Origin of the sequence: Paenibacillus rubinfantis (genome assembly GCF_001486505.1) — a bacterium.
Classification (GTDB): Bacteria; Bacillota; Bacilli; order Paenibacillales; family Paenibacillaceae; genus Fontibacillus; species Fontibacillus rubinfantis.
Genome location: NZ_LN909066.1, coordinates 479,048 through 500,163, shown reverse-complemented (window position 1 = coordinate 500,163; position 21,116 = coordinate 479,048). Strand labels below are relative to the sequence as shown.

The 21,116-nt window shown below is 52.7% G+C and carries 20 protein-coding genes; 16 read left to right on the top strand and 4 right to left on the bottom strand.

The window, feature by feature from the left end:
- Window positions 1-2 precede the first annotated feature (2 nt).
- The 8 genes from BN3277_RS19840 to BN3277_RS19805 all read left to right on the top strand — a co-directional run bounded on the left by BN3277_RS19840 (window position 3) and on the right by BN3277_RS19805 (window position 8,989).
- On the top strand, window positions 3-986 hold the full coding sequence (locus tag BN3277_RS19840) for a Gfo/Idh/MocA family protein (protein ID WP_059045714.1): 984 nt from the start codon (window positions 3-5) through the stop codon (window positions 984-986).
- Between the two features lie 17 nt (window positions 987-1,003).
- Entirely contained in the window at window positions 1,004-2,086 is a 1,083-nt protein-coding gene (locus BN3277_RS19835) for a Gfo/Idh/MocA family protein (RefSeq protein WP_059045712.1), read from the top strand.
- Between the two features lie 450 nt (window positions 2,087-2,536).
- Window positions 2,537-3,949, top strand: coding sequence for a group II intron reverse transcriptase/maturase (gene ltrA, locus BN3277_RS19830; RefSeq protein ID WP_059041086.1), 1,413 nt, complete (start codon window positions 2,537-2,539; stop codon window positions 3,947-3,949).
- Between the two features lie 134 nt (window positions 3,950-4,083).
- A complete protein-coding gene (locus tag BN3277_RS19825; protein ID WP_059045711.1) occupies window positions 4,084-5,019 on the top strand; it encodes a LytTR family transcriptional regulator DNA-binding domain-containing protein in 936 nt (311 codons plus the stop codon).
- A gap of 138 nt (window positions 5,020-5,157) precedes the next feature.
- Window positions 5,158-6,003: an ABC transporter ATP-binding protein gene (locus BN3277_RS19820; RefSeq protein ID WP_059045709.1), complete on the top strand. Its 846-nt coding sequence runs from the start codon at window positions 5,158-5,160 to the stop codon at window positions 6,001-6,003.
- Window positions 6,000-6,725 carry an ABC transporter permease gene (locus BN3277_RS19815; RefSeq protein ID WP_059045707.1) on the top strand — a complete coding sequence of 242 codons (726 nt, stop codon included), beginning with the start codon at window positions 6,000-6,002 and terminating at the stop codon, window positions 6,723-6,725. The genes BN3277_RS19820 and BN3277_RS19815 overlap by 4 nt, the downstream gene beginning before the upstream one ends.
- Window positions 6,726-7,128: 403 nt before the next feature.
- A complete protein-coding gene (locus BN3277_RS19810; RefSeq protein ID WP_059045706.1) occupies window positions 7,129-7,776 on the top strand; it encodes a GntR family transcriptional regulator in 648 nt (215 codons plus the stop codon).
- A 43-nt stretch (window positions 7,777-7,819) separates the two neighbouring features.
- Window positions 7,820-8,989, top strand: coding sequence for a helix-turn-helix domain-containing protein (locus BN3277_RS19805; RefSeq protein ID WP_059045704.1), 1,170 nt, complete (start codon window positions 7,820-7,822; stop codon window positions 8,987-8,989).
- A gap of 46 nt (window positions 8,990-9,035) precedes the next feature.
- Here BN3277_RS19805 and BN3277_RS19800 read toward each other — a convergent pair whose 3' ends face one another.
- Window positions 9,036-9,941, bottom strand: coding sequence for an RraA family protein (locus BN3277_RS19800; RefSeq protein ID WP_059045702.1), 906 nt, complete (start codon window positions 9,939-9,941; stop codon window positions 9,036-9,038).
- A gap of 285 nt (window positions 9,942-10,226) precedes the next feature.
- Here BN3277_RS19800 and BN3277_RS19790 point away from each other — a divergent pair, with 285 nt between their 5' ends.
- The 4 genes from BN3277_RS19790 (at window position 10,227) to BN3277_RS19775 (ending at window position 14,424) form a co-directional block, all read left to right on the top strand.
- Window positions 10,227-11,183, top strand: a complete 957-nt coding sequence (locus tag BN3277_RS19790; RefSeq protein WP_059045697.1) for a carbohydrate ABC transporter permease — start codon at window positions 10,227-10,229, stop codon at window positions 11,181-11,183.
- Complete coding sequence (locus BN3277_RS19785; protein ID WP_059045695.1) at window positions 11,180-12,007, top strand: carbohydrate ABC transporter permease; 828 nt, start codon at window positions 11,180-11,182, stop codon at window positions 12,005-12,007. The genes BN3277_RS19790 and BN3277_RS19785 overlap by 4 nt, the downstream gene beginning before the upstream one ends.
- A gap of 61 nt (window positions 12,008-12,068) precedes the next feature.
- Window positions 12,069-13,415: an ABC transporter substrate-binding protein gene (locus BN3277_RS19780; RefSeq protein WP_059045692.1), complete on the top strand. Its 1,347-nt coding sequence runs from the start codon at window positions 12,069-12,071 to the stop codon at window positions 13,413-13,415.
- A 25-nt stretch (window positions 13,416-13,440) separates the two neighbouring features.
- Entirely contained in the window at window positions 13,441-14,424 is a 984-nt protein-coding gene (locus BN3277_RS19775; RefSeq protein ID WP_059045690.1) for a mannonate dehydratase, read from the top strand.
- Between the two features lie 75 nt (window positions 14,425-14,499).
- On the opposite strand, the gene BN3277_RS19770 is transcribed toward BN3277_RS19775, so the two are convergent.
- From BN3277_RS19770 to BN3277_RS19760, 3 genes are read right to left on the bottom strand one after another with little or no spacing between them, the layout of a single operon-like run.
- Complete coding sequence (locus tag BN3277_RS19770; protein ID WP_059045687.1) at window positions 14,500-15,888, bottom strand: mandelate racemase/muconate lactonizing enzyme family protein; 1,389 nt, start codon at window positions 15,886-15,888, stop codon at window positions 14,500-14,502.
- A gap of 38 nt (window positions 15,889-15,926) precedes the next feature.
- Window positions 15,927-16,703, bottom strand: a complete 777-nt coding sequence (locus BN3277_RS19765) for an SDR family NAD(P)-dependent oxidoreductase (RefSeq protein WP_059045685.1) — start codon at window positions 16,701-16,703, stop codon at window positions 15,927-15,929.
- A complete protein-coding gene (locus BN3277_RS19760) occupies window positions 16,700-17,497 on the bottom strand; it encodes an SDR family NAD(P)-dependent oxidoreductase (protein ID WP_059045683.1) in 798 nt (265 codons plus the stop codon). Before BN3277_RS19760 ends, BN3277_RS19765 begins: the two co-directional genes overlap by 4 nt.
- A 172-nt stretch (window positions 17,498-17,669) precedes the next feature.
- Here BN3277_RS19760 and BN3277_RS19755 point away from each other — a divergent pair, with 172 nt between their 5' ends.
- The 4 genes from BN3277_RS19755 (at window position 17,670) to BN3277_RS25610 (ending at window position 21,077) form a co-directional block, all read left to right on the top strand.
- Complete coding sequence (locus tag BN3277_RS19755) at window positions 17,670-18,563, top strand: RCC1 domain-containing protein (RefSeq protein ID WP_059045681.1); 894 nt, start codon at window positions 17,670-17,672, stop codon at window positions 18,561-18,563.
- Between the two features lie 89 nt (window positions 18,564-18,652).
- Window positions 18,653-19,918 carry an alkaline phosphatase gene (locus tag BN3277_RS19750; protein ID WP_082691534.1) on the top strand — a complete coding sequence of 422 codons (1,266 nt, stop codon included), beginning with the start codon at window positions 18,653-18,655 and terminating at the stop codon, window positions 19,916-19,918.
- A gap of 170 nt (window positions 19,919-20,088) precedes the next feature.
- The gene (locus tag BN3277_RS19745) at window positions 20,089-20,859 is read left to right on the top strand and encodes an alpha/beta hydrolase (RefSeq protein WP_232436474.1); all 771 of its coding nucleotides are present in this window, start codon (window positions 20,089-20,091) and stop codon (window positions 20,857-20,859) included.
- Window positions 20,860-20,900: 41 nt separating this feature from the next.
- Complete coding sequence (locus BN3277_RS25610; RefSeq protein WP_157688741.1) at window positions 20,901-21,077, top strand: hypothetical protein; 177 nt, start codon at window positions 20,901-20,903, stop codon at window positions 21,075-21,077.
- Window positions 21,078-21,116 lie beyond the last annotated feature (39 nt).

Here is a 21,116-nt window from a genome sequence, read left to right as displayed (position 1 = left end):
ACATGTTGAACGTGGCAATGTTAAGCAAATGGCATGTGCATGCCGAGGATTACGCCAGAAAGCTGCAATCCCACGGGAAGGTGAAGATCACAGCCGTCTGGGATGAACAACCCGACCGGGGGAAGGAATGGGCAGCCGGGCTGGGAGCGGATTTTGAGGCGGATTTGGACACTCTTTTAGCGCGCGAGGACGTTGATGGAGTCGTAGTGGATGCCCCTACAAGCATGCACGCGGACGTCATGGTGGCTGCGGCTCAGGCCGGGAAGCATATCTTTACCGAGAAAGCCATGGCGCTGACCACGGAGGAATGCGACCGGATTTCCGAAGCGGTACGCCAAGCCGGCGTTAAGTTTTGCATTTCCTTCCCTGCGCGTACGAGACCCCATGAATTGTTCGCGAAGCAGTTGATCGATGACCGGCTCCTAGGGAATGTGACGCTGTTGCGTATTCGGAACGGCCATGACGGGGCCTTGAATAATTGGCTTCCGGAGTACTGGTATGATGAGAAGCAAGCGGGTGGTGGAGCGATGATGGATTTAGGCTGTCATCCGATGTATCTTGCTAGCTGGTACTTAGGAAAGCCGAAACGGATCACCTCTATGTTCCATTACTTCACCCAGCGCACCGTAGAAGATAATGCGCAATGCTCCATCGAGTTCGCGAACAATGCGGTCGCTTTGGTGGAGACCAGCCTAGTGACGTATCGAACTCCTTCTGCGCTGGAGATTTACGGTACCGAAGGCACGTTAATCATCTCGGATTCGAACGTGAAAGTCATTTCGAAGCAGCTTGATTTACCCTTCTCCGGATGGATCACACCCCAGCAACTTCCTGCCGCGCAGCCGGCTCCGATCACGCAATGGGCGGATGCCTTGCTTGACGACAAGCCGATGCCATTCGGACTGGAGGACGGGACGAAGTTGACGGAGCTCTTGGAAGCGGCTTACATCGCCCATAAGGAAAACCGAACGGTGGAGTTCAAATAACGAAGGGAGGGGAGACTATGAGAACTGTTAAAGTTGGGATCATCGGTTGTGGCTTGATTGCCAATGACAAACATATGCCAAGTCTAGCTAAGGTGGAGAACGTGCAGATGGTGGCCTTCTGTGACTTGATTCCGGAAAGAGCCGAAGCCGCCGCGAAAAAATACGGCACACCAGAAGCCAAGGTGTTCACCGATTACAAGGATCTGCTGGCGGTGGAAGAGATCGAAGTCGTGCATGTGCTCACCCCCAATAGCGCCCATGCCGTGATTGCCATCGATGCACTCGAGAGCGGCAAGCATGTCATGTGCGAGAAGCCGATGGCTGTCACCGGTGCGGAGGCGAAAGCGATGTACGAAGCCCACCTGCGAACAGGCAAGAAGCTCACCGTCGGGTACCAGAGCCGGTCCAGCGCCAAAAGCCAACTTTTAAAGAAGATGATCGTAGGCGGGGAACTGGGAGACATCTATTTCGCCAAAGCGGTAGCTACCCGGAGAAGAGGCGTACCTACTTGGGGGGTCTTCTTGGATAAAGAGAAGCAGGGGGGAGGTCCGATGATCGATATCGGCACCCATTCCCTGGACCTCATCCTCTGGTTGATGGATAACTATGAGCCGGAAAGCGTTGTAGGCAGCGTGTTCCATAAACTGAAGCATACCGAAAATGCCGCAAACGAATGGGGATCCTGGGATCCCAATCAATTCGAGGTTGAGGACTCCGCATTTGGATATGTGAAATTCAAAAACGGCGCCACGGTCATCATTGAAACGAGTTGGGCCCTGAACATTGCGGACGGCGGCGGCAACCTGCTGTGCGGAACGAAGGGAGGCGCGGATTTTAATAACCGTAAACTGCGGATCAACGGAGAGAGAGACGGAAGCTTGTTCCTGAATGAAATCGATGTGAACCCCAACGCAAGAGAGCTGTTCCGCGGGGAGAAACTGACTGATTTCGAGTATGAAGCCAAGCAATGGATTCACAGCATCGTCAATGATACCGAACCGTTAGTGAAGCCGAAAGAAGCGATGATTGTGACTCAAATCTTAGAAGCGGTTTATCAATCCGCCGAATCGGGGAAGATTGTATATTTTGATCAGGAATAAATGCGGTATTAAGTCCGTGAGGCGAGAGCCTCGCGGGCTTTTTTTGGTGCGCCACGCATGGCGCGTAGCTAGGCGGTGAAAGTCCGCTATGGGGGCTGGCAGTTGCCAACCATTAGCCAAGAGCAAGGGTGTCCATCGTGAGGTGGAATCTGAAGGAAGCTGGAGGCAAAGTCCCGGCCTGAGGAACACGAATCGCATCAGGCATCCAAAGTGGGATGAGTCTGCTAAACAAGACGAAATCCAATAAACTGCACGGACACGCGGATGTAAATGCGGCGGGTATACGGGATGAAAGTTACGCGTCTTACCGTGGGAGGTCTCATGGACGTGAGGAGATGAATTTCAAATCATGGTTGAAACAAGATTTATCATGAGAAGTCAGCAGACGCCATAGTACCTCGGTTAGTCGACAACTTGAGGGAAGGGCTGAACCTAAGGAGGTGTGGGTTAATGAATGGTACCGAAACAGGAGTCAAGTGCAGCCAACTTCGAAGAGAAGGCTCGACGCAAAACGTACATGCGGAACATGGAGAATATGCGGGAGCGCACAGTCCTGAGCGGATACCTGAAACCGACAGCACCGACGCAACCGAGTCGAAGGACGAGTTGCTTGAGAAAATCGTTAGCAGAGACAACATGAACGAAGCGTTCAAGCGGGTCAAAACTAACAAAGGATCTCACGGAATCGACGGGATGGGAGTAGATGAACTTCTACAATATCTCCGAGAGAACGGAGAAACCATCAAGGAATCCATTCTGGACGGAACCTACCGTCCGAATCCTGTTCGAAGGGTAGAAATCCCGAAAGAGAACGGAAAGAAGAGAAACCTGGGAATTCCTACGGTTGTTGACCGAGTTATCCAACAGGCGATCGCTCAAGTGCTTACCCCGATCTACGAAAAACAGTTTTCGGAGAACAGTTTCGGATTCCGACCCAAGAGAAGCGCACATAACGCTATTCAGAGAAGCCAATCAAACATCGAAGAAGGGTACAAATACGTGGTCGATATGGACTTGGAGAAATTCTTTGACACCGTTAACCAAAGCAAATTGGTGGAAGTCTTATCCCGAACCATTAAAGACGGGCGGGTCATCTCGCTCATCCACAAGTACCTGAAAGCCGGCGTTGTCGTGAAGCACCGCTTCGAGGATACGGAAATCGGCGTACCGCAAGGGGGCAATCTGAGTCCAATTCTCAGCAACATTATGCTGAACGAACTGGACAAGGAACTGGAAAGCCGCGGGCACCGCTTCGTGCGCTATGCGGACGATCTCCTGATCTTCAACAAAAGCAAAAGGAGCGCGGAACGGACACTGGAGAACATTCTTCCCTTCATTGAAAAGAAGTTGTTTCTCAAAGTGAACCGGGAAAAGACAGTGGTGGACGAGGCGTGGAAGGTTAAATTTCTTGGGTTCTCCTTCTACAAAAGGAAAGGAGAGACACGAGTCCGCATTCATCCGAAATCCGCTGCCAAGATGAAAGCCAAAGTAAAGGAGCTCACGTCCAGAAGCAACGGGATGGGAAATGAAGAACGAGCCGAAAAGCTTAGACGCTACATCATGGGGTGGATCAACTACTACAAAATAGCGGATATGAAAAGTATGCTCCAATCCACGGATGAATGGATGAGAAGGCGGATTCGCATGATCTTCTGGAAGCAGTGGAAACGAGTGAGGACGAAATTCGAGAAACTGCAATCGCTCGGAATCCAAGGACAAAAAGCATGGGAATACGCAAACACGAGAAAGGGCTACTGGAGAATCTCCAATAGCCCCGTCCTCTCGAAGTCCCTCGGAAATAACACCCTCAAGGGCTTAGGATTTCTCTTCTTCTCGGATTATTATCGACAAGTAACTGCGTAAACTTAGGAACCGCCGTATACCGAACGGTACGTACGGTGGTGTGGGAGGTCGGCTACTCAATTAATGGGTAGCCTCCTACCCGATTATTATAATTGTGATAGATATCCAACGGTGGCACGGACTAGGAGGATGACATGCAATTCGAACCCATTTATCAAAATGGAAAATTACTTCTACCGAAGTTTGAACTCCAGATGAACCCAAATGAATCGACGGGCATCATTACGGACTTGAAGCGAAAGCAACTCGTCATAAATCAGCTATCGGATCGATCCCGATATTTTGTACTTCGAGCGGGGCAAAACGAATACCTGCATTTAACAGTAACAGAGCTAATCACCTTCCTCCTCCAAGTGACGGAGAGAAAGGATCGTTTGGATCCCTTAATGGATTATTTGGCTTTGAATGAAGTCCGAAAGGTCAAGGTGAAGAAGCTCCCCCCGTCGAAAAGAATGTACGTTACCTTGCTGCGAGCCTTTTTTGCGTATCAGCCAACGATTGTGTTGGAGGAGCCTTATTTTTATTTGGAAGAAGAGGATCGTCGTCATTTGAAGCGGATTCTGGAGGACCTCTCGCAAGAGAAGTCAATTCTCATTTTAACTTCGAATTTAGAGGATGCCATGATCTCCTGCGATGAGATTTATCGGTTAAACGAATTTGGCTTTCATCCGCTGGATATCCGGGACTCAGGAGAGGACAAACAAGGCATCAAGGAACACGATTCGCCGAATATAACGTTGCAGAAAATTTCCACCAAAAGAAATGAGAAGGTAATTTTATTTGATCCTCCTGAGGTTGATTACATTGAAAGCTTGGACGGTTCCATCCTCGTTCACGTGGACGGGGAAAATTATGTTTGCGTATCGACGTTAACCGATCTTGAGTTGAGATTAACTCATTTCGGATTTTTCAGATGTCACCGGTCTTATCTTGTAAATTTGCAAAAAGTAAGAGAGATCATTACATGGACGAAGAATAGCTACAGCTTACGCTTAAATACAGGGAAGGACGCGGTGGTTCCGTTATCTCGTTCCAAATTGCAGGAATTAAAAGCACTGCTTCACATTTAATTTCCAGGGGAATATCGGACCGGTCAAGTCTTCCAGGGTACCGTTCAGACGGATTTAGCTACATTTCAGCGGTTTTTAATGGCTTGAGGTTAGCTTCCATCCTATGCTTAAGGCATCAAAGCTAAGGAAGTGGTGTACATGGCTGTCATTCAAGTCGCACATATTCAGAAAAGATTTGGAAACAAGGATGCGTTATCGGACGTATCCTTTTCCATTCCGAAAGGAGAAATTTTTGGTTTCCTTGGTCCAAGCGGAGCAGGGAAAACGACATTAATAAAGATTCTCACGGCGCAATTAAGCCCGACCAACGGGCAGGCCAGCGTATTTAACCAGCCGTCAGAGATGATGTACCAGCCGGCGCAGAAAATGCGCTTTGGTATCCTGACCGATAACAGTGGTCTCTACGAGCGATTAACGGTTGAAGAGAATCTGGAGCTGTACCGCCTTTTGTACGAATTGCCCAAAACCTCGATCGATAAGGTTTTGCAGTTTGTGAACCTAAGCGGAGAGCGCAAAAAGAAGGTCACCCGTTTATCAAAAGGAATGCGTCAGCGTGTTTTGCTGGCCTGCGCGATCATCCATGAGCCGGAACTGCTATTTTTGGATGAACCTACATCGGCTTTAGATCCGGTGAACTCGGCCCATATCTATAAAGGCTTACGCTACCTAAATGAGAAGGGGACGACGATTTTTTTAACGACGCATGATATGACGGAGGCCGAATTGATGTGCAATCGGGTAGCGATTTTGCATCAAGGGGAAATCCAAGCCATCGGTACCCCTAGGGAATTAAAGAAGCAGCATCGGGAAAATGTCATAGGGGTTGACTTGGTGAATGGGGAAGCTTACGAGCTGCCGATCAATGGGGAGACCGCGGATCGTATCGCCGATTGGATGAAGCGCGGGCTCATCGACCGGGTGGAAACGAAGGAACCTAGCCTCGGTGATATTTTCATCAAAATGACGGGAAGTGAGTTGTTATGAGGATCTCCTTCAAGCGTGTGCGAGCGATTTTTGTGAAGGATTACAAAGAGTTTTCACGCAATTATGCGGTCTCTATTATGTTAATTCTCCCTATTGTCCTGGCGCTTCTAATTCGAGGGGTGGATTCGTCATTGCCCCTAGCTGCTGTAGCGGGGACCTTCGCTACGGTACTTAACCTCTCGTTTGTGATGCTGACCTGTTTCGCCCAAGCATGCTTGATTGCGGAAGAGAAGGAGCGGAACACATTAAGGTCCTTAATGATGACGCCGGCCACAACGTTGGACGTATTAGTTGGGAAAAGCAGTCTGGTTTTTGTGATGTCTGCGGTTGTTCTCGTTATTACTACGTATATTTTCGGGTATGAGCCCGCCAATCTAGGGGCTTTGGTGGTGGTCGTTGCGCTATCGCTGATTTTATACATCGCGACCGGAACGATCTGCGGCTTATTTTCCAGGACGCTGCTCGATGCCTCGCTGTCCATCCTTCCGGTGGCCTTCGTATTCACCGGGGCGCCTTGGGGCGTGTTTCTCGCGGACGATTATCCGATCTTCAGAGCGCTGGATTACGTACCGAGTAGTCAGCTTGTGCATTTGATAGGTTTAAGCGATACCGGATATACGACGGGAGATTTGCTCAAACCCCTCGTCATTACCTTCATATGGACCGTTGTACTAACGATTGTGTCTGTGGTTCTGTATCAGCGTCGGTTGAAGGATGAGTAGGGAGGTGGGGAAGTGACAAGCCGACAGTCTGACAGTCTGAAAGTCTGAAAGTCTGAAAGTCTGAGGCTAACGGACCCTAGTGACCTTATTTGCTATTTCCCCTGTTATTTCCCGCTGTAACGGACTCCAAGGATCTTATTGGGCTCTCATGGCAAGTATTAGGTGGTTTTTATCCAAAATAAGGTCTCCTCGGTCCGTTAGAATTCGCTTTTGACTTCAACGGTAGTCAATAACGTCTCTGAGGTCCGTTAGTTCAGGGAGTACCTCATTCAGCTCGTGAAGCGATAGCTTCGCGGGCTTTTTTTTGGTTGCCCCGGTATCAGATGCGCAGGTCCACTCATACAATGGAAGTAAACGAATTATCGATAATCGATAAACGATAATCGAATGGAGACTGAGAAGGATGCCAAGCAACGATATTGTCCCGTTGGTGAATTCCATAAGCGAGCAAATTTATGTCACCCTGAAACGCAAAATACTTACCGGTGAGCTTGCCCCGGGAACCCGGCTCCTCGTGCTGGAGATCGCAGGTCAATTTCAAGTGAGCCAGGCGCCCGTACGGGAAGCGCTGGAACGGATGAAGCAGGAAGGATTAATTACCGGCATTCGGAACAAAGGGTCCGTGGTATCCAACATTACGTCGAAGGAGATCCGGGATTTATTTGTTCTCCGGGAAATTATCGAAGGCTACGCCGTTCGCACAACCATGCCAACCTTAACGGAGGCGGATTACGCTGCGCTGGAAGCGATGATCCAGAGGATGGAGGAAGCGGTCGAGCAGGGAGACACGTTAAGCATTCTTGAGTTGGATATGGATTTTCACGGTTTTTTCTATAGACGCTGCGACAATCAAGCGATCCTGGAGCTATGGAACCACATACAGACGAAGGTGATGCGCTTCATGGCCATTTCAAATCGGCATCATACGACAGAAATGCTGGCCGATTGGCACAGGCTGTTGATCGACGCCCTCCGGACGGGGGACGGCGAGGCGGCGGAGGAAGCGTTTATCGAGCACATGCACGCCTATAAATTTATTCATTTGGATTAGGGTCTTGGCTCGCGTTGGTCATCTTTCAAAAGGGGGAAGGAGTATGCTGAATGAACGTCTTGTGATGGATCACCAAGCGATTACGACATGGATGAGTGACCGCCTCCTGCAGTATCTGGTATCCGGGGCCGCGGATGCGAAAGCGGATTTGAAGGAGAGCCTGGCCCGGCTTCACCTAAATCCGTCTTACACTTTTCCCACCATTGCGTTATTGGAGCCGACCGCTCCCGCGACGAATGAACACAACAAGCTGACTTATCTGGAGAGCATGCGGGAATCGCTTCAGCAGCGGATGCCGGGGAACAGTATCGCTTTTCTGGATGGCGAGGGACGGATTGGGCTGCTATTCTCTTGGGTATCCAAGGAGGTGCTGGAGCGGCTGCAGGTGATCCTTAAGGAACAATTCGATGACCCTATTAGTATCGGGGTTGGAAAGCCGTGCAGCCATTTGCGAGACGTCCACCTTTCCTATCGGCAGGCTGCATGGGCGCTGCAGAACAAGTTCTACAGCGGAACCGGCCAAATGATTCATTACGGCGAGTTTCTCCGGCTGGAGCCGATCAGCAGCTACCCAACGGAGAAGGAAAAACGACTGTATGACCATTTCCGCTCGGCCGCTTCGGAAGAGGAGCTCGCGGAGGCGGTGGAATTATTCTATGCTGCGGTACTGGAGCAGGGGCCGATCGACATCAAGAGCATGTATGAGTTGACGATTCGCCTGCTGGTCGGAATGGAGAGAAGAGTGCTTGCCGACGAAGGAAATGTAGGCGCTTACAGGCCATTTGAAGCGACATTGCTTGTGAAGCTGGGGACGCTTGAGGAGCTGAAGCGTTATGTCGGCCGGTTTTTGACCGAGTTGTGGAAGGTGGCCTCCCCCGGCCAGAAGGAAAGCCATCGCAGCATTATCAAGAAGACGATCCACTACATGGAGCAGGACTGTCGGTACGCTTCGCTGCAAACCGTAGCTCAAAAGATATATATGACGCCAACCTATTTAAGCCTGCTCTTCAAGACGAATACCGGCAAGACGTTTATCGAGCATCTAACCGATATCCGGATCGAAAAGGCGAAGGAAATGCTGCGGACGACTCATTTCAAGAATTACGAAGTCGCTGAGAAGGTCGGCTATCAGGATCCACGTTATTTCAGCCAAATCTTCAAGAAGAAGGTGGGCGTATCGCCAAGCGAGTATCGGGAGTCGATGGGAAAATAAAACAGGAAGCGGTACAGCGCCCGCTTCCTGTTTTTTGTTTCGGCTTCTACAAACGTACGTCGGAACGAGGTCCGTCCTGCTCGTTTCGCCGCGCCTCCTCAAGCTCCTTCTCCCAGCTTAAGTGGTGGTATTCGGCGGCCGCCTCGTCGCGCTGGAACCACTGGATGAAGTCCTCCCACAGCGCGGTAGGCCAGGAGGCATCGATCTGAGCGGTAGTATACACGCCCTCCTTCAACCGGATAAAGCCAAATACATCGCGAACCTGCGATTTCTCCGCCTGCTCCGCCGTCAGCTCGGCAAGATGGGGTGGGATGAAGATAACCCCTGCCGGTGTACCCAGCACTACATCCCCGGGAAGGCAGATCGCCTTGCCGATGCGGGTCGGTACGTTCATGCCAACCATTGTGACATCGCCGATGGCCGTTGGGTCGCTGCCGCGGTAGTAGACGTTAATGTTCTTAATTTCCGCTACCTGCTGATTGTCGCGGATGCCGCCCCAGATTACGGCACCACCCCGTTTGGTGCGGGTTGAAATGGCCGTGGATAGATTCCCGCCGACATAGGTGCCGAGGTGAATTTTATCAAACATATCGACAACCACAACATCATCCTCGACCAGGGAATCGATCACCCACTGGTTAAAGAAGCCCTTTCGCCCCTCTTGCTCATGCCCGTAATTCAGCAGCGTCTCGTGAAGGTCGGGCCGCTTGGGTACCATGACGGCGGTTACGGCCCGCCCGACCATCACCTGATCGGGATGAACGACTTTGAAGTCGCCTTCGAATTGAAACGTATAGCCACGGTGCCAAAGTGGCCCCCATGCTTCCTCCAGCGTAATTTTGCGAATTCTTCGCAGCACATCGGCCGGCACCTTCGGCCGTCCGTTCTCAAACCGTTCGCCTTTCCACAGCGGCGTCAGCTGAATGATATCTTCCGGGTTATCAAATTTCATTGAAGCGCCTCCTCTTAGCCGGGAAATTGTAAACCCTTACCTTTTGACATGACTCTATTGTTAGGGACGACCGCGGTTTTGTCGATGCGACTTTCTTAAGGCTTTTTACGTGCTGAATCATAATTTTTCCCCCGGTCCCCTGGAGCTTTAGGGAGAATTCGACGGATTCTAAAAAAACAAACAATATCATAAATTCGTCTCCTTTAATCGTGAAAGCGCATTCGCATAAAGTAGTACTACAACATGGATCACATCGTGGATCGCAAGAGGGGAGGAGTCCATAGGATGGCTGCACAAACCAATGCCGCTAACGAGGCCGGAAAAGCGGGACGCACCGTCCGAAAGCGCGTGAAGACCGGAGCAAACCATCTGGCCGGTTATGTTTTTATTTCCCCGTGGCTTATCGGCTTTCTATTGCTGACGTTATGGCCGATCGCCCAATCGTTGTACCTGTCGTTTACGGATTATTCGCTGCTGGAAGATCCGATATGGACGGGAACAAGTAACTACGTCAATATTTTTACAAATGATTCAACCTTTACGAAATCGCTTAGCGTGACCTTTACGTTTGTTTTATTCTCCGTGCCGCTGAAGCTGCTTTTTTCGCTGCTTGTCGCGATGGCGCTAAATCAGAAGCTGAAGGGCATGAACCTGTACCGGACGGCAATCTATTTCCCTTCGCTGATTGGCGGCAGCATCGCGGTTGCGGCTTTGTGGCGCAACATGTTCGGGCTGGATGGCTACATCAATCAGGTGCTCGCCTGGTTTGGCATCCAGGGCGCCGGTTGGATTACCAACCCGGACACCTCGCTCGGAACGTTGATTTTGTTGAATACGTGGCAGTTTGGCTCAACGATGGTTATCTTCCTGGCCGGGCTTAAGCAGATCCCTCAGGAGCTGTACGAATCCGCGGCGGTGGACGGCGCAAACAAGTTCCGCCGATTCATCAGCATCACGCTGCCAATGTTGTCCCCCGTGATGTTCTTTAACTTAATTCTCGGCGTGATCGGCTCCTTCCAAACCTTCACCTCCGCTTTCATTATTACAAAGGGCGGACCGGTCAATTCCACTTATGTGTACGCCTTATTCCTGTATGAAAAAGCGTTCAAGCATTACCAGATGGGCTATGCCTCGGCGCTGGCTTGGATCTTGCTGGCCATCGTTGGGCTGCTGACCATCATGAACTTCGCCGCATCCCGATACTGGGTGTTCTATGAATCGGAAGGGGGAGGATCGAAATGAAGGCGGGCTCTAAGCTAATTCATCATCTGCTTCTGACCCTATTCTCGCTCCTCATGTTGTATCCGGTGATTTGGTGGGTTGGCGCTTCGCTAAAAAAGACCGAAGAGCTGAGCTTGCCCACGCTGTGGCCGCGGTCACCGATGTGGGAGAACTATAGCAACGGCTGGCATTACTCCAACGACTACACGTTTGCCCATTTCTTTGGCAACACGCTCTTGATGGAGGTGGGGAACGTATTGGGGGGTGTGTTGACAGCCGCGGTCGTTGCTTACGGCTTCGGCAGGCTGAACTTCAAGCTGCGGGGCTTCTGGTTCTCGGTTCTCCTGCTGACGATGATGCTGCCGGGCCAGGTGACGGTTGTTCCTCAATATATTCTGTTTAACTCCTTTGGCTTCGTCGACAGCTATGTTCCGTTGGTGCTGCCGCATTTCTTCGGCGGAGGGGCATTCTTCATCTTCCTTCTCGTCCAATTTATCCGAGGCATCCCCCGAGACTTGGATATGGCGGCAAAAATCGACGGTGCCTCGGTATACGGCATCTTCCTGTGGATCGTATTTCCGCTGATCAAGCCGGCGCTGGTTACGGTAGCGATCTTCACCTTCATCTGGAGCTGGGACGATTTCTTCTCGCAGGTGTTGTATCTCAGCTCCGTGGATAAATTTACGGTTGGTTTGGCACTTCGGGGATTCATTGACCAGTTTGAGATTCAGTGGGGGCAACTGCTGGCGATGTCGCTCCTGTCCGTCGTTCCTTCCGCGCTTATCTTCCTGTTCGCACAGAAACACTTCGTGGAAGGGATCGCAACGACAGGGCTTAAAGGCTAACGTTAGCTTGATGAACTGGAATCAATCGCTTGAATATATCATTCGAAAGGGGAAATCAAGGATGAGCAAAACGAGATGGATGAGCGCGACTGCACTTCTTCTAGCCCTGCTTCTAGCCCTGACGGCTTGCGGCGGAGGCGGGGGCGGAGGCAATGCCGGAGGTGATTCCGGCGGGAACTCCGGTGGAAGCGGCGGGGGGAACGGCGGAAACAGAGGGTCCGGCGGAGAGAAGACGCTTAGCATCATGTGGTGGGGGACGGATGCGCGCCACGAAGCGACGCAGAAAGCCCTGGACCTCTATACGCAGCAAAATCCCGGCGTGAAATTCAAGCCCGAATTTATGGCTTGGGACGCTTATTGGCAGAAGCTGCCGACGTTAGCAGCGTCCAAAACAATGACGGATGTGCTTCAAATGGATGCGGCGTACTTACAGGAATACGTCAGCCGGGGACAACTGGAGGATCTGTCGGATATCGACCTGACCGGCATTGTGGATCCCGGTGTGATCGAGAACCTCAAGGTCGACGGTAAGCTGTACGGCATTCCGCTCAGCCAGAACGCGCAGGGCACCGCTTTTAACAAGGTTGAGCTCGAGCAATATGGCATCCCGCTGCCGCATAAGGATTGGACCTACGACGAGTACTTCCAATGGGCGAGAGACGCCCGCGCCAAGCTGCCGGAGGGCAAGTATCCGATCGGCGATACAACCACCTGGGACTTCTTCAACTACTACCAAACGGCAATGGGGAAACCGCCGATCATGTCTGACGGGGGAAAAACCTTTACGCTCGATAAAGACCTGTTTATGAACTTCTATCAAACCTACGAACAGTTCCGCAAGGATAAAATCGTACCTCCGGCGGAGCAGTCCGCCGCCTTCCTCGAGAACGATCCGCAGGCAGACCCCATGGCAAGCGGTGTCGTCATGACGAGAGGAGCAACCACTGGTTCGGTCAGCGCTCTCGAACTGCTCATGCCGGGCAAAGTAGGCGTCGTAAATATGCCCACCGGACCTGCGGGCGGCGGCTGGGCGCAGTCGACGATTTTCCTCAGCGTCAGTACCAATTCGAAGAACAAGGAGGAAGCCAAGAAGTTCGTCAAATGGTTTATTACCGATGAAGCCGCAGGCGACGCGCTTGGCTTGACCCGCGGCATTCCGATTAATCCAGACATCTACAATAAGCTGGAACCGAATCTGGAGACGAAAGATAAGCTTGGCAAAGAAATTTACGATCTGTCCGTAGATAAGGCGTTGCCGTTCTATTCCCCGGCTCCCGGTTTTTCGGAGTGGGTGGATACCTACAAGAAGGAGATGGACGCGGTGACGTTTGGTCAGCAGTCCATCGAAGAAGCTTTTAATAAGATCGATAAGCTTGGCAAAGACCTGGCCGCCAAGGCAGGTAAATAAGCGATAGAAAGCGGGGATAAACGAGATGCAGCTTGCGGAATTTCTTCCCTCCCAACCTAGTCAACTGTGGCATTTGGCGAAGCAGATGAACGTGAATTACGCGGTCAGCGGGCTGCCTTGGGAAGAGAATACAGAGAAGCCGTGGGATTTGATGCCGCTCATTCGGATGAAGCAGCGCTACGCCGACTTTGGGCTCACCTTGTCCGTCATCGAATCGATGCCGCCAAGCAATAAGATCAAGCTGGGAGCTCCTGGCCGTGACGAAGAGATCGAGACGTTTCAGCAATTTATCGTGAATATGGGGGCCGCCGGCATTCACGTGCTCTGCTATAACTTTATGGCGCAATTCAACTGGTTCCGCACGTCTACAACGACCCGGACGCGGGGAGGCGCGCTCGTCTCCAGCTACGATCATAGTCTGATGGCGGATGCTCCGCTGACGGAAGCTGGAATCGTGACGGAGGAGCAGCTGTGGGAGAATCTCCATTATTTCCTGGAAAAAATCGTTCCCGTCGCGGAATCCGCCCGGGTGAAGCTGGCGCTTCATCCGGACGACCCGCCGATTACGCCGATCCGCGGCGTATCCCGGATCTTGACGAACGCGGCGGCGCTGCAGCGGGCGATCGATCTGGTGCCCAGTGCGTACAGCGGCATTACGCTCTGCCAAGGAACGCTGGCAACGGCCGGCGAGGACATTCCGGCGGTGATCCGGCATTTTGCCGATCAGCAGAAGCTGTTTTTCGTCCACTTCCGCGATGTGAAGGGCACGCCGGAGAAATTCGAGGAGACGTTCCATGACGACGGTCAGACGGATATGCTCGAAGCGATGAGGACGTATTACGAGATCGGCTTTGACGGTCCGGCCAGACCGGACCATGTGCCAACGATGGAAGGCGAAAGCAATGAGAATCCGGGATATGAGCTGCTTGGCCGCTTGTTTGGCGTAGGATATATTACCGGATTGATGGAGGCGGCGGCCAAGATGAGTGGTGTTTCCTCCGTTAAGTAAGCAAAGGATCGTCCTGATCGGCGTGTGCCGTTAGGACGATCCTTTTTTACGTGCAAGAAAAAAAACAGCGGAGCGTTAGCTCCACTGCCGGTCGTTAGAATAATGATGATTCCATTGATCCGTTGCTTCCCAGAGGCCGCCGATTTCGGGATGAAGATGCTCAGCCAATACTTCGTCATTCAAATCGTCGATCCCCAGTCCGGGGGCGTCCGTCAAGGTGATGAAGCCGTTCTGGACGAGCTTTTCCGGGAGGCGGCTGCCGATCACGATGTCGTCCCACCAATCCACTTCACAGGAATGGTATTCGAGTGCAAGGAAGTTCTCGGTCGCTGCGGCGACGTGAGCGGCGGCTAGGCAAGCGATGGGGCTTTCCGCCATATGAATCGCCATCGCCACACCGTAATCCTGCGCCATGTCCCCAATCTTCTTCGTCTCGAGGATGCCTCCGGACGTCAGGATGTCCGGATGGACCACAGACACGCCGCCGGCTTCGAGCAGCGGCTTGAAGTTCTCTTTTAAATAGATGTCTTCGCCTGTACAGATCGGCGTCGTCACGGCGCGGGACAACCGGGCGTACTGATCGGTATACTGCCATGGAATCATATCCTCCATCCAGGCGAGGTTATACTTGTCGATGCGTCGGCCCAGCTTGATGCAGTCTTCTAGTCCGATATGGCCGAAGTGGTCGATCGCGAGCGGCACTTGGGTGCCAATGACCGACCGAACCTCGGCGACGTATTGTTCCAGCAGGTCGAGGCCTTTTTCGGTAATGTGGATGCCGGTGAAAGGATGAGGGATGTTGTTGATATCGTAGTGGCGGTTTTTGATCTCGCGAAGCTCTTGTTCGGTGAGACTCCCCGTGTTCCGGGCGTACCGGCGTTTCGAGATCTCCCGCATCTCCTCCAGGAAGCCGAGCGGCGCGCTAAGCGTCCCCGGTTCGTCGATGATCTGGCCGATGCCCAGGTCCATCTTGAGGAAGGTGAAGCCGGCTTCCATCCGCTTCTTGAGCGCCTCGCCCATCGCTTTTCCGGTATCCTTGCCGTCCACGTCCGTGTCGCAATACATACGGATCCGGTCGCGGAACTTGCCGCCAAGCATCTGGTAGATCGGCACGCCGTACGCCTTGCCGGCCAGATCCCAAAGCGCCAGCTCGATTCCGCTGACGCCTCCGCCTTGGCGGGCATGGCCGCCAAACTGTTTGATCCGGCGGAACAGCTTGTCGATGTTACACGGGTTCTCCCCGAGAAGCCGGCTCTTCAGCATGAGGGCGTACACCTTGTCCGCCCCGTCCCGGACTTCCCCGAAGCCAACCAGCCCTTGGTTGGTATATACCTTAATCAGGCTGCTGTGGAACGGCCCGCCAACGATATCGGTGAAGCGAATATCGGTAATGCGCAGCTCCGAAGGGTTGGAGGCGGTCCGGACATGGGCCAACGTCTGTTCGTACGTTTCTTTGTTCACCATGAGATCACTCCTAAAATCGGATGATTGCAGCAGCTGCGTTACAGCAGCATGCTTCCGCCGTCGAGCCGGATGGCGGAGCCCGTCATGTATTCGCTTTCGTCTGAAGCAAGAAAGCAGGCGAGGTGGGCGACATCGAGCGGGAGACCCACGCGGCCCATCGGAAATTTCTCCTGATGGTGCTTGCGCCGCGCTTCCCGTTTCTTCTCCGCGTCCGGATCGTCCGGCAAGATGAGGTTGTATTTGCCCACATCAACGGCTCCCGGCTCGATCGTGTTCACCGTGATGCCGTACGGAGCCAGCTCGATCGCACTTTCCCGCCCAAGCATGCGGATCGCGCCTTTGGTCATGGCATAAACCGGATCAAAATCGGTGGGGCGCTTGGCATGCACCGAGGAGATCAGGATGATGCGGCCGCTTCCCTTCCGCTTCATGCCGGGAACGACGGCCTGGATACACTGCCAGTAACCCTTTACGTTGGTATCAAACATCCGGTCGAAGGTCTCGCCGTCATGCTTGAAGAGGTCGTAGTTCAACTGCACGGCGGCATTGTTGACGAGAACGTCGATTTCGCCGGCGCGACTTTCGATCTGGCGAACCATCGCGGCAATATCTTTCTGTTTCGACACATCCGCCTGGACGATCAAGCTATCGCCTCCCGCCTCGTCGATTTGTTGCTTCGTCTGAAGAACGCCGGCTTCGCTGCGGTTATAGTGGAGAGCGGTGATGGCGCCTCTTTTCGCCATCTCAAGGGCGATCCCCTGTCCGATGCCGGTTCCGGAGCCCGTTACGAGGACAACTTTACCCGCGATACTCATGGCGAATCACCGCTCCTTGGCTGTTTCATTTTGTGATCCATATAATGAAGCAGGAAACCCCCGTCCAGCCGGAGATCCGCGCCGTTTACGTAACGCGCCTCCTCCGACGCCAGGAAGCAGGCGACATTTGCGATGTCCTCCGCGGTACCTAGTCGGGCGCTTGGAACCTTGGTATCGTAACTACGATAAAGCGTCGTCAGCGAACTTTGGAACCGTTCGTTGTCGCCTTCCAGCGGACCGACTTCAATCGTATTTACGCGGATGCCGTGCCGCCCAAGCTCAAGGGCCGCTTCTTTGGCCAGCATCTTGATTGCGCCCTTGGAGGCGCTGTACGCGAAGGAGGAGCCGGTGGGCTTCTCGGCATGGATGGAGGAGACGAAGAGGATGCAGCCAGACTCTCGTGGGGCCATCACCTTTCCAGCAGCCCTCGCGCAAAGAAAGGCCGACTTAGCGTTGGCATTTATTACCTCGCGGTAGGAGGGTTCAGGGCCGCCTTCGATGGACATCGAGACGAGCCGGTCGTTGTTATGGATCAGTACGTCGAGTGGACCTAGCTCCCGCTCCGCCAGCAGGACAAGCTCACTGGCACCCGCGTCTGCGCTCAGATCGACGTTCCTTACGATCACTTTGGAGCCGGACGCCTTGGCGAAGTCGATCTCGGCGATCGCCGCGGTTCCATTGGACTCGCTGTTCAGCAAAAAATGGGCGCCCTCCCCGGCGAAACGGCGAATCATTGCTTTTCCCACCGGATTGTCGGCGTCCGTCAACAAGATGACTTGAGCCGGTTGATTCATACATCACCCCCGAAGTAGCCCGCCACGGAAAAGGCGGCTAGCTGTGTCACAATCTCATCATAAGTTTCGGTCGCTTTAGGTTCGACACGTTAATCTTATGATTTTGTTTGATTTTTTTCGGAAGCTTTTCGTATGATGAGGTCAACTGGATTTATATGCAAGGAGGCAAAATATGGAGCCATTTTCATCCAATCATCCGGTGTTTCAGGCAAAACCTCGGCTTAAATCGCCTCTGGCCGCAGGCCCGCGCCATTCCGTAGGACTTCGCTCGGACGGCACGGTGGTTGCAGTTGGAGATGCGAAATCAGGTCAATGTAAGGTTGACGATTGGCGGCATATCGTAGCGGTGGCGGCCGGAAATGTACATATGGCGGCGAACACGGGAAATTCGCATTCCGTAGGACTTCGCTCTGACGGCACGGTGGTGGCGACAGGGTGGAACGGGCATCACCAATGTGAAGTGAACGGCTGGAGCGAGATCGTGGCGATCACGGCAGGTTGGCGCAGAACGCTCGGGCTAAAATCCGATGGTACGGTAGTGGCCGTGGGGCGGAATGCGGAAGGCCAATGCGAAGTCAGCGACTGGCGGGATATCGTGGCAATTTCGGCAGGGGATTGGCATACCGCCGGGCTTCGATTGGATGGTACGGTGACGATGGCGGGGAACAATCGTTATGGGCAGTGTAATGTGAGCCTTTGGCATGAAATCACGGAAGTGGCGGCAGGGTATCTTCATACCGTGGGTCTTCGATCGGATGGCACCGTGGTAGCGGCGGGATTAAACAAGCATGGCCAATGCGAGGTAGAGGACTGGCGCGAGATTGTGGCAATTGCCGCCGGCAGCTATCATACGCTTGGCTTAAAATCGGACGGTACCGTGATGGCGACGGGCTCGAAACAATTTGGGCAAGGGGAGGTTACCCGCTGGCACGGGATTGTCGCGATCGCTGCGGGGTGCGTTCATACGCTTGGCTTAAAGGCGGATGGGACGGTTGTTGCTGCCGGCTATAATGAATACGGTCAATGCGAGGTTGGCGGTTGGAACGGGATCCAGCCTCCGATTTAACAATCTTTTACATTCTCTACATATCTCGTTAATTTACGAAATTTATCATAGAGTACGGAAACTCAAATCATTTAGGAGGTTCGTACTTTATGAAACTGGCAAAAAGCATGCGTTTAAGAACGGCATTTGTGGTGACTGCGGCGGCAGCGGTTGCGGTAACCGGAATTCTGACCGCACAGTCTCCGAGTCCGGCAGTAGCAGCCTCCTCCCACACCAAGAACGTGATCTTGTTCGTTGGTGACGGCATGGGGAATGCAGCGCGCAACGCCATTCGGTTGGCAACGGTAGGAGAGAAAGGCAAGCTGGCGATGGACGACATGCCTTATGCTGGACTGGTACATACAAGCTCGACGTCGGCCGTAACCGATTCGGCAGCTTCTGCTACCGCCTATGCCAGCGGAGTAAAAACCTATAACGGTGCTATTGGCATGGACGCCAACAAGAAGCCGGTTAAAACGATCATGGAATACGCGAAACAAGCAGGATTGTCTACAGGGGTTGTGACGACGAGCCAGGTGACGGACGCGACCGGGGCTGCCTTTGGTGCTCATGTGGAGGATCGTTCCGCACAAAGCGATATCGCACTGCAATTATTGACGAAAAGCAAGGTAGATGTTCTGTTGGGTGGAGGCGAGGATTTCTGGTTCCCGCCAGGCAATCCCGGCGCTTTCCAGGACGAACCGGCGGAGGATCCTTCCGAGAAGAGTAAAGGAACCCAAGGCAACCTCGTTGAGAAAGCCAAACAGCTGGGTTACACCTATGTTCACAATAAACAAGATCTGCAAAAAGCAAAGGGCGGTAAGCTTCTCGGTCTGTTTGCCAATGAAGAGATGTTCCAGCAGAGAGAAGAAGGGGACGGCGATATTTACAACCCGGTCGTTTCACTTCCGGAGATGACCCAGAAAGCGATCGACACGCTGTCGCAAAACAAGAAAGGCTTCTTCCTGATGGTCGAAGAGGAAGCTACGGACGAAATGGCGCACGAGAACAATGCCGCTTTAACCATTAAAGCCGGCCAGCAGCTGGATAAAGCTGTACAGGTCGCTAAGGATTTCGCCAAGAAAAACCCGGATACCCTTGTACTGGTATTAGCCGACCATGAGACCGGCGGTCTTTCGATCGAGCCGGTGGATGCAGAGGACGAATCCGGGGATGCGATTTCCAAGGAAGACGGACCGTTTACGATCGCGGGCTCCAAGGAACAATTTGTTGTTGATTGGACAACGTCCGGTCATACGGCCGTCGATATTCCAGTTACGGCGATGGGCAAGAATGCCAATTTGTTCACCGGCGTTTTTGAAAATACAGAAGTCTTTACGAAGCTGATGAAAGCCTTAGGTTTTAACGCAAAATAAACTCCGAAGCTTCGGAATCAAGCAGGCGAACGATCCGGTTCATATCATTGAACGAGATCGTTCGCCTGTTTTTATTGAAGAAAAGTGGATGAGATCTTTATTTTTTGCCTATCCCTCGTTTTTGGGGAGCGCTATAATTCATTCATCCAATGTCGGAGAGGATGAAGATCATGAATAGGCAAATATCCAATACGTCCGGTCATCCGCACTGCGGACGTGTCGAGATCGTGGAGTATGACTCCACTACCGTCGGAACCCGGCGTAAAGTAAGAGTCTATACGCCTCCCGGATTTACCCGGGATCAAGAGTATCCCGTACTTTATCTTTTACATGGGATAGGCGGGGATGAGAACGAATGGTTTGAGCATGGGGAGCCCCATCTGATTTTGGATCGGCTATATGGGGATGGGAAGCTTATGCCCATGATTGTCGTCATGCCGAACGGCCGTGCCATGCCGGAGGATCGGGCCGAGGGCGATCTCTTTGCCCCCGAGAAAATCCAGGCGTTCGAGCGATTTGAATTGGACTTGCTCCATGACCTGATCCCGTTTGTAGAAGCAAATTACCCGGTCAAAACGGAACGCGAGAGTAGGGCCATCGCCGGATTGTCCATGGGCGGCGGGCAGACCTTGAACATCGGCTTTAGCCATCTGGAGCATTTTGCCTGGATCGGGGCGTTCTCTCCTGCCCCCAACACGAAGTCCCCTGAGCAGTTGGCTCCAAATCCGCAGGAAACGGCGGCACGCTTGAGCTTGCTATGGCTCTCTTGCGGGGAAGAGGATGATCTGAAATACGTCAGTGACCGAACACGGGCTTATTTCAGCGAACAAGGAATCCCCCATGTTTGGGTGGAGGAGAGCGGCGGCCACGACTGGCCTGTATGGAGAAACGGTCTTAGCGAGTTTTCTCAGCGCATTTTTAGAAGTGTACGGGGAGAATAGATCGCGTTCTAACGATCCAACTATTTCGGATAAGGTCGCACATGGAGCTCGCCGAGTTCGACGGGGAGAACTATCAGATCGGGATCGTAGATGTTTGTCATCGGCCCTATGAAGCTTTTGTGCAGGAAATCAAGGCCGCCCATGCGGAATTGCTGGACGTGCTTCTAGGAAGAAGAGCACCGTACGACGTCCAGCCGGAAGAGCTGATTATTAGGTAAGTTTTTACGCCCGTACTTCTCGGTACGGGTTTTCTTTTT

What these genes read in the sequence shown, in the direction of transcription:
- BN3277_RS19840 (WP_059045714.1), top strand. Translation starts at nt 3, where the DNA reads ATGTTGAACGTGGCAATGTTAAGCAAATGGCATGTGCATGCCGAGGAT.
- BN3277_RS19835 (WP_059045712.1), top strand. Translation starts at nt 1,004, where the DNA reads ATGAGAACTGTTAAAGTTGGGATCATCGGTTGTGGCTTGATTGCCAAT.
- ltrA (WP_059041086.1), top strand. Translation starts at nt 2,537, where the DNA reads ATGAATGGTACCGAAACAGGAGTCAAGTGCAGCCAACTTCGAAGAGAA.
- BN3277_RS19825 (WP_059045711.1), top strand. Translation starts at nt 4,084, where the DNA reads ATGCAATTCGAACCCATTTATCAAAATGGAAAATTACTTCTACCGAAG.
- BN3277_RS19820 (WP_059045709.1), top strand. Translation starts at nt 5,158, where the DNA reads ATGGCTGTCATTCAAGTCGCACATATTCAGAAAAGATTTGGAAACAAG.
- BN3277_RS19815 (WP_059045707.1), top strand. Translation starts at nt 6,000, where the DNA reads ATGAGGATCTCCTTCAAGCGTGTGCGAGCGATTTTTGTGAAGGATTAC.
- BN3277_RS19810 (WP_059045706.1), top strand. Translation starts at nt 7,129, where the DNA reads ATGCCAAGCAACGATATTGTCCCGTTGGTGAATTCCATAAGCGAGCAA.
- BN3277_RS19805 (WP_059045704.1), top strand. Translation starts at nt 7,820, where the DNA reads ATGCTGAATGAACGTCTTGTGATGGATCACCAAGCGATTACGACATGG.
- BN3277_RS19800 (WP_059045702.1), bottom strand. Translation starts at nt 9,941, where the DNA reads ATGAAATTTGATAACCCGGAAGATATCATTCAGCTGACGCCGCTGTGG.
- BN3277_RS19790 (WP_059045697.1), top strand. Translation starts at nt 10,227, where the DNA reads ATGGCTGCACAAACCAATGCCGCTAACGAGGCCGGAAAAGCGGGACGC.
- BN3277_RS19785 (WP_059045695.1), top strand. Translation starts at nt 11,180, where the DNA reads ATGAAGGCGGGCTCTAAGCTAATTCATCATCTGCTTCTGACCCTATTC.
- BN3277_RS19780 (WP_059045692.1), top strand. Translation starts at nt 12,069, where the DNA reads ATGAGCAAAACGAGATGGATGAGCGCGACTGCACTTCTTCTAGCCCTG.
- BN3277_RS19775 (WP_059045690.1), top strand. Translation starts at nt 13,441, where the DNA reads ATGCAGCTTGCGGAATTTCTTCCCTCCCAACCTAGTCAACTGTGGCAT.
- BN3277_RS19770 (WP_059045687.1), bottom strand. Translation starts at nt 15,888, where the DNA reads ATGGTGAACAAAGAAACGTACGAACAGACGTTGGCCCATGTCCGGACC.
- BN3277_RS19765 (WP_059045685.1), bottom strand. Translation starts at nt 16,703, where the DNA reads ATGAGTATCGCGGGTAAAGTTGTCCTCGTAACGGGCTCCGGAACCGGC.
- BN3277_RS19760 (WP_059045683.1), bottom strand. Translation starts at nt 17,497, where the DNA reads ATGAATCAACCGGCTCAAGTCATCTTGTTGACGGACGCCGACAATCCG.
- BN3277_RS19755 (WP_059045681.1), top strand. Translation starts at nt 17,670, where the DNA reads ATGGAGCCATTTTCATCCAATCATCCGGTGTTTCAGGCAAAACCTCGG.
- BN3277_RS19750 (WP_082691534.1), top strand. Translation starts at nt 18,653, where the DNA reads ATGAAACTGGCAAAAAGCATGCGTTTAAGAACGGCATTTGTGGTGACT.
- BN3277_RS19745 (WP_232436474.1), top strand. Translation starts at nt 20,089, where the DNA reads ATGAATAGGCAAATATCCAATACGTCCGGTCATCCGCACTGCGGACGT.
- BN3277_RS25610 (WP_157688741.1), top strand. Translation starts at nt 20,901, where the DNA reads ATGGAGCTCGCCGAGTTCGACGGGGAGAACTATCAGATCGGGATCGTA.